Genomic DNA, 16,083 nt, shown 5'->3' on the forward strand with positions numbered 1-16,083 from the left:
GTCCGCGTTCGCGCAGCGTCTCGCAGAGAGCGTCTTGATTCTGACTCCTGAATTCTGACTTCTGAATTCTTCTTCAAATAGCAACTACTGGAAGTTCAAAACTTGAATAGCTTCCAGTTTTTTTATTTATATGTAAATAAAAATCAGGTGAGCAATTTGCCCACCTGATTTTTGTGGAGTATAGTTAATCTAAAAATGAATTAAACCTTGGCTAATTCTGGGGAAGGACGCTTGCTATTGCGAATTTCTGTAATCGCCTCAGCATAATCTTTAGCGTTAAATACAGCTGAACCGGCGACAACTGCATTAGCTCCCGCTTCCAAAACTTGCCAGGTATTATTTGCCTTGAGTCCTCCATCCACTTCAATCCAAGGGTCAAGACCACGTTCATCACACATTTGACGCAGCTTGCGGATTTTGGGTAATACACCAGGGATAAAGCTTTGACCACCAAAACCAGGATTGACGCTCATAATCAGTACTAAATCGCACAAATCTAGAACGTATTCAATTAGCTCTAGAGGGCTACCAGGATTAAGTACAACTCCAGCTTTCTTACCAAGCTCTTTAATTTGCCCCAAGGTGCGGTGCAGGTGCGGGGAAGCATTATGCTCGCAGTGTACCGTGATATGATCGGCACCCGCCTTAGCAAATCCCTCTACATACTTTTCTGGCTCCACAATCATCAAGTGGACATCTAGTGGCTTGGTCGTAATCGGACGAATCGCCTCCACAATCAGAGGACCTATTGTAATATTGGGTACAAAACGACCGTCCATTACATCAACATGAATCCAATCTGCTCCAGCCGCGTCTACAGCGCGAATTTCGTCACCCAGACGACTAAAATCGGCTGATAGGATAGATGGAGCAATTACAATAGGCTTTTGAGATCGGTTTTGGGTCATGGCTAGTGGGTTTTAAGCGTCCTCGTCTGTACTCATTGTAACAAAACATTGAGCAAGACTCATAATTTCGATCTTGGCTTTTTTGGGGAGTGGGGAGTGGGGGAGATGGGGGAAAATGACAAATGACCAATGACAAATGACAAATGACAAATGACTAAAAAACTAACCTGGCTAATTTGGGGATTAACTGCTTCCTGTCTAAGTGCGCCGGTAATTGCTTCAGCTTTAGAATCTGCACTAGGAACTAATGGTATTGATGCTCTGAGGCTACACCAACCTCCTTATAATTTAATCGGTCGTAAGATTGCTATTGGTCAAGTGGAAATTGGCCGACCGGGAATGTTTGGCTGGGATAAGGCGGTGTCTAAAAATCGCGCCATATCTTTAGCGGCGGTGTTCTTACGCAATGGCCCAGCTAAATCAAATAGCGGTGTTGACTCCCACGCTTACAATGTCGCTGGTGTGATGGTGAGTCATGACAAAGCTTGGCCGGGAGTTGCTCCGGGAGCGCGATTGTATTCGTCTGCGGTGGGTTCTACTAAAAACATGGGTCAGCCAGAAGAGTGCTTATCGGCCCAGTACATAGCATTGCAAAATGGTGGCGATGTCCGTGCGATTAACTTTAGTTTTGGTGAACCTCTGAGCCGCGACCCTCGACCGGATGCTACTTTAGACGGCAATGCTTTGCTAACTTTATGTGTTGACTGGTCTAGTCGCGTTCATGATGTTTTGTATGCGATCGCAGGCAATCAGGGTAAGGGTGGTATTCCCATTCCTACAGATAATTTTAACGCAGTGAACGTGGCCTTTTCATCCCGCAGAGGGGGAGTTTTTAACAAAGTAGACGTGGCTAATCTGGCCGGTGCTAATCAAGGAGTGAGTGGAAGGCTAGCGGGAAGGGAATTTGATCTTGGTGGGCGTCGTGCTATCAGTTTAGTTGCTCCTGGGAATAACATTCCTTTGCTCAATCCAGATGGCAAATTGAATAAGGTTACAGGGACAAGTTTTGCAGCGCCTCAAGTTACGGCTACTGTTGCTCTGTTACAAGAATTTGCTGACCGACAGCTCCGGGCAAAACTGCCCCACTGGAGCATCGATTCTCGCCATCATCAAGTGATGAAAGCTGTATTGCTGAATTCAGCAGATAAAATCCAAGATAGCGGTGATGGCTTACGGTTGGGTATGACTCGAACGCTAATTGATAAACAAAATCAAAACTGGCTAGATTCTGATGCTTATAAAGATCCAAAGATTCCCTTGGATGGCCAAATGGGAGCGGGTCATTTAAATGTATTTCGCGCTTACGAGCAATTTAGTGCTGGTCAATGGCAGCCATCAGCTGTGGTGCCAGCTATTGGTTGGGATTATCGCACAATCGATGTTGGAGCATCTGTTGACTATATTTTAGCAAAACCGTTAAAGCAGGGAAGTTTTGTTGCTATCACCCTAAGTTGGGATCGATTGGTGGAACTCAACGATAAAAATAAAAACCAGCAATATGACCTGGGCGAAAGTTTTCGCGATCGCGGTTTGAATAATCTCGACCTATACTTAGTAAAAGCTAATGCTCAAAATTCAGATACTGATGCTGTTTGTTCCTCAATCAGCGCCATCGATAGTGTAGAACATATTTTCTGCCCCGTTGCTGCTGCTGGCAATTACAAAATCCGCGTCCAGTTTCGTCAAAAGATCAATGAAGCGACTCAGCCTTATAGTTTAGCTTGGTGGAGTGTACCTATAAATTGAAACAGGATTGTTAAAACTTGAGTATTTCCCGATCATAGTTGTCGGGAAAAGGTTCTATTTCCCAGACTATGCTTTCTCCTGCTTCTAAGGCAACTTCTACGTAGAGTTGTTCTACGGCCGTTGTGGCTACATTTTCGTTATTGGGAAAAGGCTGTAAATCTTCAGTGAGTAATCGGAGTTTAAAACCACCGGGAATAGCTGCACCGACGGCGGCGTTACGTAATTCAAAACGCCAAATAGTTGCATTTGGATCATTTTCTGGTATAATTACAAGCTCATAAATTTGACCTGCGATTGCCAACCGACGAGAGAGAATAGTACTTGGTTGTGTGTCTTGGGTACTCCGCGCCCCAGCAGCACTCAGTTGTAAATCAAAGCTTCCCCAACCGACAGCCTTAGCAACTTGAGAAATACCGCTTTGCAACCATTGGAGAACTGACCACTGTTCAGGTAATCCTAAGCGTCGTTGATATAAGTTTTGTCGCCAACCGCTATGTTGAATTAATCCAGCCCATAGTTGAAAAGGGATTTCTTCTCGGGGTATAAGTATTTCCGGGTTTCCCAGACGGGCAATTAAATTTTGTGCTTGTTGTGGCGATAAGCTTGGAATCTCTTCAAGGGTGCTACGCGTAGGTTCTTCTGGACACAATTGACGCGCTATAGCTAAAACGCTGATGTCGTTGATTATATCAGTAGCATCCAGGGAATAAGTGCGATCGCTGGCATCATAACTGCCTTGATTTTTAAGTTTTTCATGGCTACAATAACCCCAAACCCTAACATAGCCTTCGTCTGGTTCGACTTGCACAGCTAAATAATAATCACCTACCCAACTAGGAATATCCACCCATTCTTGGGGTACTCGCAATTCACTTAAATCAATTGCCTCGCTAGGAATCAATACTAATCTGATTGCGTCAAGCGTGAGTGCAATTCCATTAACCAGTTCCCAGAAACTGGGTAAAGCAGTGGTAGTTGGCCAAACCTTTGTCTGTGGTGTCCAGTCTTCTTGCAACCATAGCAAGATAGCACCCAGGCAAAGTTGATTAATATAAGCTTGATAGCGAGAATTAGCATTAGAAAAAGCTTGATTGTCCAAATCCGCTTGGTTTTGGGTAATTGTCGGGATTTCTAAAACCAGATGTGTTGAACTAACGAAAGTAAATACAGTGGTGTCAATGGTCATAGGAATTGGGCATTGGGCATTGGGCATTGGGCATTGGGCATTGGGCATTGGGAAAGAGGAGGCAGGAGGCAGAAGTTTTTTATTTTTTATTTTTTATTTTTTATTTTTTATTTTTTATTTTTTAATTTTTAATTGACTTCTCCCTCGTCATACACCATAGTAATTTTTCAACCATTCCTCCATTAGTATGTTTATACTTTTAAGTAGGTCTGAGGTGACGGAAATATGCAAACTATCTTTACTCCAGTTAGCTAAAAAGCGTAACAAAGTTTCTTGGGCTTTTTTTAGTCGCCGTGAGATAGTATATTGCTGTATTTGTAATTGTTTGGCAATTTTGTCTTGAGTTAGTTCTTGAGCATAATAAAGTTGTAAAATTTCTTGTACTTGCGGTTCAAGTTGAGCGATCGCAGCTACTAATACTTTGTTAATCTCAGTTTGTTGAAAGTTTCTTGTTTGTTCTTCTTCTTGGGCAAGAATTTCATTAACGAGAGATTCTTGTTGTGTTCCGGGAATATTATCAAGCCACTCCCACGAATCATCGCCACCTTTAGGGATATTCAGAGAGTCAACGGTAAAATAACGATAGCGGCGTGCGGCTTTAGCAGCAGTTAAAAGCCACTTTTCTAAGGTTTGGGAATTGACTTGCTGACTACTTTGTGAATTATAAGCTTTAGCGATCGCCTCCCAAATTTCATTGTCTGGTTGAGAAATTTGGCGACAAGTACCTTTTTGGGTTGGGATATATATAGTTTTGAAACAGTTCCAAGCGAGGACATAAGCATTAATATCCTCTGGCAATAAGCCGGCATTTTGTAAAGACTCTACCAAAAACTTTTTAGTGATTTTTCGTAATAGTCCCCAATCTGTACAAATATCAATTTCACGATTTTGGCGTAAATTTTCCCGGATAGCACTGCTAAAGATGGCACTAGCGTAGTTTTTTAATATAAAGCCTTGATCTGCATTAAATCCTTTGAGGACTTTCTCAACTTGAGCGATCGCAATTTGAAAACAGTCTGATAGGTTGTACTGAGTACTCGCAAAACTGTTAACTGTTTTTTGGGATGCCCAATAACAGGATTCTTGCAAGTAAGCTGCCAGATGCTCTTTAGCCAGTAGCTTCGTTTCATGAATGAGCCAAAATTTATACCAGTATAAAACCCAAAAATGTTCCGAAGTTTCTTGAGGCGTGCGGTTGAGACAATTTTGGATACTGCGACGTAACTTTGATTCCGTCGCCCAACGACTGAAGCGATCGGCGTTAAATTGCACAAAAGTTGAAAAGATTTCAATAATGCTTTGCCGAGGATGCATAAAAAATTGGAACCCAACCTATAGGAAGAGTGAAAGCGTTAAACGATGCCTACACAAACTTTACTACAAGGGGTGAGGATTATATTTCGACTTGAATGAAATATTTAATACTTAGCCAAATGGTAATCGTGTCTACTTATCAATAAGTTACAAAAACAATTACGAATAATGGAGTGTGACTAAAATGTTGAAACGTTCTTTGAGTCTTATTGCTGCTACTGGCATCTTAACTACTGCTTTGATCAGCCCTGCTTTAGCTGTACCTGCTGACTTTATTGGTACTTGGGTAAATAAAGATGTTAATACTTCTAATATTACACGTTTAGTAATTACCTCAGGTGGTGGCAATAAATTAAAGATTCAGGTGTTTGGTAAATGTCATCCTAGTGATTGTGATTGGGGAACTGCACCATTACTTACCTATGGTATTAATGTCCAAGATACTAATCATAAATATGCAACAGCGAACTATAATAAAGGCTTTGCAAATTCCTTTCTAACCTTGGGATCTGCTCGTCAAGAAGTACTGTTGCAAGGCTACACGCAGTTTTTAGATAATAGCGGTAGGCAAAATTACTATTCTCGTGAATATTTTCAAAAGCAAAAAGAGTGAGATAAGTAATCACTAAAAATCAGCATCAATTATTAATCTAACTTTCTCCCAGCATTAAACCTCGCCTGTGCGGGGTTTTTCTATTTGTATTCCCGATTGAATTATTCCCGAAAAATAATTTTCAAAAATTTTCCCCAAGATTGCATAAAAACATCAAAGCAAACCTATTGAGTAAGTGAAGGAGTTGAAACCCACAACAACATTACTAACTTCCAGGACTGACAAAATATGAAACTTTCTAGAAATCTCTCTGGTGCTTTACTTCTAGCTTTAAGCATTGCTGTTCCTTCAGCATTTATTTCTACAACTGTTAAAGCCCAACTAGTAGTAAACAAAACACCTTTAGAAGTTAATCGTGTCCAAACACCTATTAAGTTTGCTCCCAATGTGATTAATAAAGTGGATGTATTACGTCCAGGCGGTTTAACAGGTAAGGATGGTTTCCGAGATGCTTTTAGAGATTCTTTCAAAGAAAAGGGCAAACTGAATAATCCTCTTAATGTTCTAACCCAACCAGCCGCACCTGCTTCAGCAGTCAATACTTTCCGCACTTTGAATAAAGTCCGCTAGAAAGATATCTATCTTTCTAGCGGACTTACGCAGAAGAGATCCCCCAACCCCCTTAAAAAGGGGGCTTTCAAGTTCCCCCCTTTTTAAGGGGGGTTAGGGGGGATCGAGGTTTCAAGCTTTGATTGCGTAAGTCCTGTTTCTAACGATTAATAAATACTTCTCCCTGAAGAAAACAGTTATATTTCCTCTCCTTCAGGGAATTTTCCCCATTTATAATTTATCAGGATAAAGTCATGAATGCCAGCCCAAGACAGGTTCAGTTTGTTATAAAAACATCAAAGTTTTGTAACTTACGTTGCCGCTATTGCTATGAATATGCAGAATTAGGAAATAAAGCAGCGATCGCGCCTGAACAATTGGAACAAATGTTCCATAATATTGCTAACTATTATCGTCAACTTGACTTTCCCGTTGATATTCAATTTGTTTGGCATGGTGGCGAGCCTCTATTACAATCACCAGACTATTATTGGCAAGCATTTGACCTTCAACGCCAGATGTTTGGTGAATTAGCCAACAATATCACAAATGCAATTCAAACGAACCTAACTGTACTTAACCCCGAACGTATTCGCCTATTAAAAGATGGATTTGATGAGGTAGGCGTGTCCATAGATTTATTTGGGGGATTGAGAGTTAATCGTTCTGCTATTGATTCTCTAGATACTGTTTTAAAAAATATGGATCGTTTGAATAAAGCAAATATCCCCTTTGGGTGTATCACTGTTTTAACCAAACTTAACTTGCCATATCTGCGAGAAATTTACAACTTTTATCAAACTATGAATCTCTCTTTTAGGGTTTTACCTTTATTTAAAGGTTCTTTTGATGGGCAACATCAAGGTTTTGAGATTTCTGCCCAGGAAACTTTAGATGCTTTTTGTACTCTAGTAGATTTTTGGCTAGAAGATCAAGAGTTTGTATCAGTTGTGCCCATAGTTGATTACATTCAGCAGGTTATTCATCATTACACTCCCAATTCTTCTTTAATTTTTTATGATAAAAGAGAATGGGAAAACATTTATTTAGTAAATACAACAGGCGATATATATAGCTATGCTGATGCCTATGAAATCGAGCGTAGTCATGGTAATATATTCACCACACCTTTAACAGATTTAATAGTAGGAGAACGCCACCGACAAATCATTATAGAAGCTGAAGAACGGATGGCAGCAACCTGTAGTAAATGTACTTACTTTGGTAGTTGTAGTGGTTCTCCAGTTGCCGAAGGTAGTCGACAATATAATGATATTGATGAATCGGGCGCGATTCGCTGCATCCTCGAGCAAGGAACGCTGCAACACATTGAGTATCGCCTCAAACAAGCTGGAATTATTAATCCGCAGACGGGAAAACTAGATATAGAACAAATTAAGTTACCTGCTTTTGCCCCTTCTTTAGCTACTGCTGTGTAAAAAATGTCACCAATTGGGATCACCAGTCGCTCAACTTCAATCAAACAAACTGTAACTCCTAAGCTGTGGCTAATGTTGGTGGGAGTCAATCAATATCAAGATGAGGGACTACCCAGCCTTAGTTATTCAACAGTAGATTGTCAGGGTTTAGCAGAAGCATTGGTAGATGCAGCCGCACAATTTACCCAAACAGAGGTCAAAATATATCATGATTTTGCCCCGCAACCACCATCTTTAGAAAACATCCGTGCCAGTCTCCGGGAAATTACCACTGCGGCTCAACCTATTGATACTATTTTATTTTATTTTTCTGGACATGGGATTGTAGAATCAAACACGCAGCAAGCATTTTTGTGTTTGGCAGATACGAAAAAATCTGATCTCCAAAATACAGCTTTAGCTTTACAAGAACTTTTACTATTGTTGGGTAATAGTGGAGCGCAAAATCAGCTTGTTTGGCTAGATGCTTGTCATAGTGGCGGGATGACACTCAGAGGTACAACAATCGAACCATTGCTGAATGCTACACCAAAACTGGTTGAAGTATTACAACGGTGTGCTGCTAAAAGTAAAGGTTTTTATGCTTTGCTTTCCTGTGATAATAACCAGCAATCTTGGGAGTTTCCCGAATTGGGACACGGGGTGTTTACTTATTATTTAATGAAAGGGTTGCAAGGTGAGGCAGCAGATAGCCAAGGCTTAATTTATGTAGATAGTTTGTATCGATATGTATATCATCAAACTCTCCAATATATAGATAAAAGTAATCAACAATTGCGGCTGATTAATCAGCAGAAAAAAGCTAAAGGAGAAACTCAACTTTTTCGAGAATATCCGTTGCAAACTCCTAAACGAATTGTTGAGGGAGTTGGAGAACTAATTGTCGGCAAAGGATTAACTAAGGCAACTCTTGGGGTGCATCGCCGGATAGGAATAGTAGTAGAGGGATTATCAGTTAGGAAAACAACACTAGATATTAGCAAATTTCTCGGAAGTGCTGGGGGTTTTGCACTAGAGTATTTGCCAGCAACAAAAGTATCTGCTGATCATATCAAAGAAGCGATCGCTCGTCATTTACAACAACCAGCATCAGAAGTTGTTCTGCTTTATCTGCGGGGACGAATTGAAGAAACCGACGCCGGTGAATGGTTATTGCTGGGAGAAAATATCCGCATCAAGCGTTCCTGGTTGAAACAACAGCTACGCCTCTGTACATCTCAACAAATTGTCATCCTCGATTGTCCTGTAGCTAATGCATCCTTGCAAGATTGGGTAGAAGATTTGCAAATTGACTCCCACCAAGGACAATGTTTAATCGCCTACGCCTCACCTGCTGACGCACCCGAACGCTTCGCGCAAAAATTTTTTGATACTTTGATGGCGGCTTCACAAGCAGATGGACTCTCAGCCGCCGGAGCGATCGCTCAACTACAATTATCCTTGGCAGGTAGCAGTGTGACTCTTTACATCTGGCTATCAGGCACACAAGGCATTATCGAAATTCTCCAAGCAAAAACTTACAGAAACACACCAGAATCAACCACAGGATTGGATTTGGGGGTATGCCCTTATATGGGGCTAAGTGCTTTTTCTGAAGAAGATAGCCAGTATTTTTACGGTAGAGGAGCTTTAACTCAGCAGTTAATTCACCAACTACGCGATCGCTCTTTTCTAGCTGTCATTGGTGCTTCTGGAAGCGGCAAATCTTCAATTGTGCAAGCTGGTGTAATTCCCCAACTGCGATTGGGTAAACAAATACCCAGTAGCGAACAATGGTGGATTAGAAGCATTCGTCCAGGAGCAAATCCTCTTGAAGCTTTAGCGCGGCGGCTGGGGGGAGCAGAGGGGCAGGGGAGCAGAGGGGCAGGGGGGCAGGGGGAGAATTATTCTTCTTCATCTTCCCATCTCTTGTTAGAGGGAATATTTCACCAAGGCGTAGAGGGATTTGTTTACTGGATACGCAACCAACCTCATCGAGTTGTGGTATTAGTGGTAGATCAGTTTGAGGAACTTTTTACCTTAGCTCCAACCCCAGACAGAGAGCTATTTTTAGAATTATTGCTGGGAGCGGTGCAATATGCTGGCGATCGCTTCAAATTAATTATTACTTTACGCGCAGACTTTATTGCCTCCTGTTTAGAAGTACCAGCGCTGGCTAAAGCTTTGCAGGATTTAAGCGTGTTAGTTCCACCGAAACTAAGTTTGGATGATTATCGGCGGGTAATTCTTAACCCGGCTCAACAAGTTGGGTTAAAAATAGAATCAGAATTGGTGGAAGTATTGTTGCGGGAGCTAAATCACTCACCAGGAGATTTACCGTTACTGGAATTTGTTTTAGAGCAATTATGGCAACATCGAGTTGCTGGTGAGTTGACTTTACAAACCTATCAAGAGCAACTAGGCGGAATTAAAGGAGCATTAGAGCGATCGTCTCAGGCTGTTTACGAAAGTTTAGATCCCCAAATGCGGGAGTGTGCTAAATGGATTTTTTTATCTTTGACACAACTAGGTGAGGGTACAGAAGATACTCGCAGGCGGGTACATAAATCAGAGTTGATAGTCAAAAAATATCCAGCCGCATTGGTAGAAAAAACCCTCACCGCCTTAACTGCTGCCAAGTTAGTGGTGATGAATTTAGAAGAAGAAGTAACAAAAGGACAAAGTAGACAAGGAGAACAAGAAAAAATTTCTCCCCCTGCCTCCCCTGCCTCCCCTGCTCCCCTACTCCCCTGGTTACTGAGCGCAGTCGAAGTATACTCCCCTTCCCCCATAACAGTAGAAGTTGCCCATGAAATCCTCATCCGTCATTGGTCAACTTTACGCTGGTGGTTAGAAGAAAACCGCGATCGCTTGCGAAAACAAAGGCAAATTGAGCAGGCTTCCCAATTGTGGCTGCAACGTAGTCAGCAAGCTGATTTCTTATTGCAAGGAGTGCGACTAGCCGAGGCAGAAGATATCTATATTAAATATACCGACGAACTTTCGGCTGATGTGCAACGGTTTATTGAAGCTTGTTTATTACAAAGAAAACAACAGCAACTACAAGAGAAAACCAGACTCAAGCAAGCCCAAAGGGCTGTAGTTGCACTCAGTGTTTTGGGATTAGCGGCTATCTGTTTTGGCTCTTTAGCCTATTGGAAATCCCAAGCAGCCCAATTGCGAGAAATTGAAGCATTAAATGCCTCATCTCAAGCTAATCTTTTATCACATCAGCAGTTAGAAGCATTGATTGCCAGTGTCAAAGCAGGTAAACAGCTAAAAAACACTCTTGGCGCACCAACCGATTTGCAAACTCAGACTCTGAGTGTTTTACAACAAGTAATTTCTGGAACCCAAGAACGCAACCGCTTGGAAGGGCATAGCGCTGAAGTATTCAGCGTGAGTTTCAGTCCTGACGGCAAAACAATTGTATCCGCTAGCAACGACAAAACAGCCATACTTTGGAGACGTGATGGTACAAAGCTCCGAACATTAACAGGGCATACTGGTACAGTGCGGAGTGTCAGTTTCAGCCCAGATGGTCAAATGATTGCAACTGCTAGTTTTGATCATACCGTTAAGCTGTGGAGAACTAGCGACGGTACTTTAATTAGAACATTAAACGGTCATACTGCGGAAGTTCTGAGTTTATCTTGGTCTGGCAACGGTGAGACGATCGCCACTGGGAGCGCCGATCGCACTGCTAAAATTTGGCAAGTTAGCGATGGTCATTTGCTGAGAACTTTTAGCGGATATAGAGATTTTGTTAATAGTGTAAGTTTTAGCCCTAATGGTGAAATTTTGGCGATCGCTAGTGCAGATAAAACTGTTAAACTTTGGAGTGTTAGCGATGGAGTGTTGCAAAAAACACTACTTGGGCATAGCGCCGGAGTTTCCAGTGTCGCTTTTAGCCCCGATGGTCAAATAGCTTCAGCCAGTGAAGATAAAACCGTGAGACTGTGGCGTAGAGACGGCAGCTTGCTGAGAATCATTGCAGCCCACAATGCAGAGGTTCTCAGCGTCAACTTTAGTCATGATGGTCAAACCCTAGTTTCCACAAGCGCTGATAGCACAATCAAACTTTGGAGTTCTAAAGACGGCTCTTTACGCCAAACTTTACTAGGACATAGTATTGCAGTCTACAGCGTCAGTTTCAGCCCAGATGACCAGACTTTAGTTTCGGCTGGTGCTGATAAAACTGTTAGACTTTGGCAGCGAGATGATCCTCTATTCAAAACTCTGACAGGACATCAAGGTAAACTCTATAGTGTAAGTTTTAGCCCCGATGGGCAAACTCTAGCCACCGCCGGTCAAGACACTACTATTAAACTTTGGCGGACTGATAACGGAACTTTGCGTCAAACCCTAGAAGGTCATAGTACTTCAGTTTATGGACACAGTAAGGATATCTACAGTTTAGCCTTCAGTCCTGATGGCGAGACATTAGCCTCAGCTAGTCAAGACTATTACATCAAACTTTGGCGGACTCGTGACGGCTATATGATTAAAACCCTCCAAGGGCATCGCCGCGAAGTCAATAGTCTCAGCTTTAGCCCAAATAGTCAAATTCTGGCAACCGCTAGTGCTGATATGACTATTAAACTTTGGAATATTCAAAAAAAAGCTTTAATTAAAACTCTCCAAGGACATTCGGCTGAAGTTTTGAGCGTTCGTTTCAGCCCTGATGGTCAACTACTCGCTTCAGCTGGTAGAGATAACAAAGTTAAGCTTTGGAGAGTTAAGGATGGTAAGTTGCTGTACACCCTATTGGGACATACCAACGCTGTCAATGCCATTAGTTTTAGCCCTGATGGTCAACTACTCGCCTCGGCTAGTGACGACAAAACTATCAAACTTTGGCAAGTTAGCGATGGAACTTTACAACAAACTTTTGCAGGACATACTGATGGTGTATTGAGTGTCAGCTTTAGTGCTGATGGCAAGATTATCGCCTCAGCTAGCGGTGATGGAAGCATCAAACTTTGGAACCGTGATGGCAGAGAACTCAAAACTCTTCCAGGTCATACTGATGCAGTATTGAGCGTCAGTTTTAGCCCTGATGGGAAATTTTTGGCTTCTGCCAGTTTTGATGGTACAGCTAAACTTTGGCGTCTTGTTAGCACAGAACTGCAAACCCAAGATTTAGACAATCTACTGATTCGCAGTTGTAATTTGCTAAACGATTACCTGAAAACTAACCCTAAGATTAGCGACGAAGAACGGGGTTCTCTATGTTCAGATTTACCGGGGTAAAATTGATCGTATTTTGTAAACCTGTACCCAGGTTTTGCAAGAAGATATCTTTGCGAGGAGGTTTGGGCCCTGGGCCTTTTACCGGCTTGCTACTACCGGTTGGCCCCGGTGATTCGCTATCCCCTGGATTTCTGAGTTGATTAATTGCAGGAGCTTGAAACCCTGGTTGTAGCAAAACTGGTTGTAAATTACCAACTTTGGGTGTAATAGGTTGTATAGGATTTGCCAAAGTGGGTAAGGTAGTGAATAATATCGTTGGTAACGCGATCGCTAAACTCAAAATTTGCTTTTGCATATTAAGTCTTTTTCCTCTTTAGTATATACTTAAAGCTGAAGTATTAGGGAGCCTGTCCCTTTGCAGATACTTAGCTACAAACGCAAGTAACAGCATTCCAGATTTTAGGTTTAAAACCCTTCAGTTACTTCATAGATCCAGTTGAGTTTTTTTATGCACTTTTCTGAGTATTCAACTTTTGGACAAAAAAGAAGTGTTCGCGTAAATTATCCGCGAACTAAAAATCTAGGCATCATAAATTACCCCAGTTATTTTTCAAACTGAGTCAAACGAAGTTAAACGCCTAAACGTTAAAGAATTGCTGCCCTAATCGTTTAGACTTGCGCGTAAGTCCTGAAATAATTCCAAAACTAGAACAGTTCTATCCCAAAAACACTTCTATTTAGCGCTCTATAATTATTTATTACAATTCCAAATAAGAGATGTTGCAATGCAACATCCCTACAAATGTTATGGATAGGCAACTTATCTGATCCAAACTGCATTGACTATACTACTGCTAAAAATGAATTTATGTTAAAAATTAGCGGATTTCTTTGTGACTATTATGTATAAATCATCATCCCCAAAAATTTAAATATTTACAACTATAACAGATTGTATTTTAATACCCGTGTTATCAAAATTGTTAAAATATTCTCAGTATTTGTTTTTAATCTTTAATCTTAACTGATGGAGGTAAATTGCGGCAGAAAGAGCGATCGCATGACCAAAAAATGGTATCGAGTCCAAAAGCTGAAAGTAGTATTCATCCTAGCATTGGCAGTTATATTTATTAATGCTGTAGTCTCATATAGCAACACTGTTAAGCTGATGCACAACCAGCAAGGGCTGACATACTCTTATGAAGTTATTACCCAACTTGAAAGTATTCAATCTCTACTCAAAGATACTGAAACTGTACAACGTAATTACCTAATTACAGCAGATGCAGATGATTTAAAAACCTATCTTGTAGATTATCAACAAACTAATAGCAAGATTCAGATTCTCAGCAAGTTAACTGCTAATAACCATCAAAAGCAGCAGTGGATTTATTTGCTGGAACCGAAAATTACCAATAGGCTCAACATTCTGCAACAAGAAATTTACCTCAGACAAAACCAGGGATTAGAAGCAGTTCGGCAGCAAATCTTATCTGATAAAGACAAGCAAATCGGCAAAGGAATCCAACAGCTGATTCACGACTATTTAAAGGCGGAACAAAATTTATTACACCAGGAAATGCAGCAGTCACAAGTAAGTTGCCAAAAGGCGATAGTGACATTTTTTATTGCTGCTATTGTGGATTTGGTAGTGGTGACGCTGGTATATGGCTTGTTATCGCGTTATATAAGGCAAGTTCAGCATACGGAACTGGCCCTATGCCAAAGCGAAAATCGTTTACGAGCCATGATAGATGCAGAACCAGAATGTATCAAGTTAATTGCCAAGGATGGCACCCTTTTAGAAATTAATGCCTATGGGCTGGCAATGATGGAAGTTGAAAGTGCTGATGTCTTGATTGGTAAACCAATTGATGCCGTAATTGTACCAGAGTATAGAGCAGCCTTTGCTGACTTCCATAAAAGTATCTGTCAAGGTAACAAGGGGACTCTGGAGTTTGAAATTGTGGGATTAAAAGGCACCCGTCGCTACATAGAAACTCATGCCGTACCACTGCGTAACGAATCTGATGCGACGTTTCTTCATTTGGCAGTGACGCGAGATATAACCCAGCAAAAACAACTCGAAGCTCAACTTCTGCGATCGCAACGTTTGCAGAGTATCGGCACTCTAGCTAGCGGTATCGCCCATGATCTCAACAATATATTATCTCCAATTTTAATGTCAGTTCAACTGTTGCAGAAGAAATTGCCCGATCAGCAGAGTCAGCAAATACTGCAAACTTTAGAAAATAATGTTAAACGCGGCGCTAATTTGCTCAAGCAAGTTTTGTGCTTTGCGCGGGGCGTTGAAGGCAAACGGACAATTGTCCAAATTCAAGCTTTGATGGCAGAAATCGAGGAAATTATCGCTCAAACATTCCCCAAATCTATCATCTGCCAGATAGATATCCCCAAAAATCTGTGGTACATCCGTGGAGATACAACTCAACTACATCAGGTGCTGATAAATTTAGTAATCAATGCCCGCGACGCTATGCCCAATGGCGGCGTTTTAAGGATTGCGGCGGAAAATGTGGTGATTGGTGAACATTCTGCCCAGATAAATATTAATGCGAAAGTTGGTTCTTATATTGCGATCGTGGTGACGGATACTGGGATGGGGATGTCTTCGTCAGTCCAGCAACGAATTTTTGAACCATTTTTCACCACCAAGGAGGTAGGAAAAGGTACAGGTTTAGGACTTTCTACGGCGTTGGGCATCGTTAAAAATCACGGTGGTTTTGTCAATGTTTACAGTCAGGTAGGCAGAGGCACTCAATTTACAGTCTACTTGCCTGCCTCAACATCTAAAGACGCACATTCGCTGTCTCCAGAATTGGAATCAGTTACAGGAGATGGCTAAGGGATAAGGTTTTTGCAAGGCTTGTTTCTTAATTCTAACAAGTGGATTCCATTGAGTAGGGCTTTAGAGAGCATTTTTACCATCAGCAAAAAATTAGCCATCGCCCAGTAACAGAAATGTCACAGAGTCAGCACGAATTAGTTCTATGCTTAATTCAGTTTTTAAAACTTCGATTTTTTACGGTTTATTAGGTAGTAACCGACGCGTAAAACTGTGAAGGTATTTTTCTGCTAATATTTTACAGATGTTGTCAAATACTATTAAATAAACTTTTTTTACCTAACCGCAAG

At 41.4% G+C, this 16,083-nt stretch carries 10 protein-coding genes; 6 read left to right on the top strand and 4 right to left on the bottom strand.

The genetic code is table 11. The annotated features are described in order from the left end of the window. Positions 1 to 200: 200 nt before the first annotated feature. Positions 201 to 908 (bottom strand): ribulose-phosphate 3-epimerase, encoded by a 708-nt coding sequence (gene rpe / locus PUQ00_RS15920; RefSeq protein WP_300418341.1) that lies wholly within the window; start codon positions 906 to 908, stop codon positions 201 to 203. A gap of 150 nt (positions 909 to 1,058) precedes the next feature. Here rpe and PUQ00_RS15925 point away from each other — a divergent pair, with 150 nt between their 5' ends. After that, positions 1,059 to 2,654 (top strand): S8 family serine peptidase, encoded by a 1,596-nt coding sequence (locus tag PUQ00_RS15925; protein ID WP_300418344.1) that lies wholly within the window; start codon positions 1,059 to 1,061, stop codon positions 2,652 to 2,654. A 10-nt stretch (positions 2,655 to 2,664) separates the two neighbouring features. Here the strand turns inward: PUQ00_RS15925 and PUQ00_RS15930 are convergent, their stop codons facing one another. Both PUQ00_RS15930 and PUQ00_RS15935 read right to left on the bottom strand, forming a co-directional pair. After that, positions 2,665 to 3,840: a DUF1822 family protein gene (locus tag PUQ00_RS15930; RefSeq protein WP_300418444.1), complete on the bottom strand. Its 1,176-nt coding sequence runs from the start codon at positions 3,838 to 3,840 to the stop codon at positions 2,665 to 2,667. A 147-nt stretch (positions 3,841 to 3,987) separates the two neighbouring features. After that, positions 3,988 to 5,154, bottom strand: coding sequence for a sigma-70 family RNA polymerase sigma factor (locus PUQ00_RS15935; protein ID WP_300418347.1), 1,167 nt, complete (start codon positions 5,152 to 5,154; stop codon positions 3,988 to 3,990). A gap of 184 nt (positions 5,155 to 5,338) precedes the next feature. Between PUQ00_RS15935 and PUQ00_RS15940 the strand changes: the two genes are divergently transcribed. The 4 genes from PUQ00_RS15940 to PUQ00_RS15955 all read left to right on the top strand — a co-directional run bounded on the left by PUQ00_RS15940 (position 5,339) and on the right by PUQ00_RS15955 (position 12,987). Beyond that, a complete protein-coding gene (locus PUQ00_RS15940) occupies positions 5,339 to 5,767 on the top strand; it encodes a hypothetical protein (protein ID WP_300418350.1) in 429 nt (142 codons plus the stop codon). Positions 5,768 to 5,995: 228 nt separating this feature from the next. Further along, entirely contained in the window at positions 5,996 to 6,337 is a 342-nt protein-coding gene (locus PUQ00_RS15945) for a hypothetical protein (RefSeq protein WP_300418353.1), read from the top strand. A 233-nt stretch (positions 6,338 to 6,570) separates the two neighbouring features. Beyond that, positions 6,571 to 7,755, top strand: coding sequence for a radical SAM protein (locus PUQ00_RS15950; protein WP_300418356.1), 1,185 nt, complete (start codon positions 6,571 to 6,573; stop codon positions 7,753 to 7,755). Between the two features lie 3 nt (positions 7,756 to 7,758). After that, positions 7,759 to 12,987: a caspase family protein gene (locus PUQ00_RS15955; RefSeq protein ID WP_300418359.1), complete on the top strand. Its 5,229-nt coding sequence runs from the start codon at positions 7,759 to 7,761 to the stop codon at positions 12,985 to 12,987. On the opposite strand, the gene PUQ00_RS15960 is transcribed toward PUQ00_RS15955, so the two are convergent. Then, positions 12,941 to 13,282 (bottom strand): hypothetical protein, encoded by a 342-nt coding sequence (locus PUQ00_RS15960; RefSeq protein ID WP_300418362.1) that lies wholly within the window; start codon positions 13,280 to 13,282, stop codon positions 12,941 to 12,943. The genes PUQ00_RS15955 and PUQ00_RS15960 overlap by 47 nt on opposite strands. A gap of 705 nt (positions 13,283 to 13,987) precedes the next feature. Here PUQ00_RS15960 and PUQ00_RS15965 point away from each other — a divergent pair. After that, entirely contained in the window at positions 13,988 to 15,793 is a 1,806-nt protein-coding gene (locus tag PUQ00_RS15965) for an ATP-binding protein (protein ID WP_300418365.1), read from the top strand. Positions 15,794 to 16,083: the final 290 nt, after the last annotated feature.

It is taken from the genome of Nostoc sp. S13 (assembly GCF_029379315.1).
Taxonomy (GTDB): Bacteria; Cyanobacteriota; Cyanobacteriia; order Cyanobacteriales; family Nostocaceae; genus Nostoc.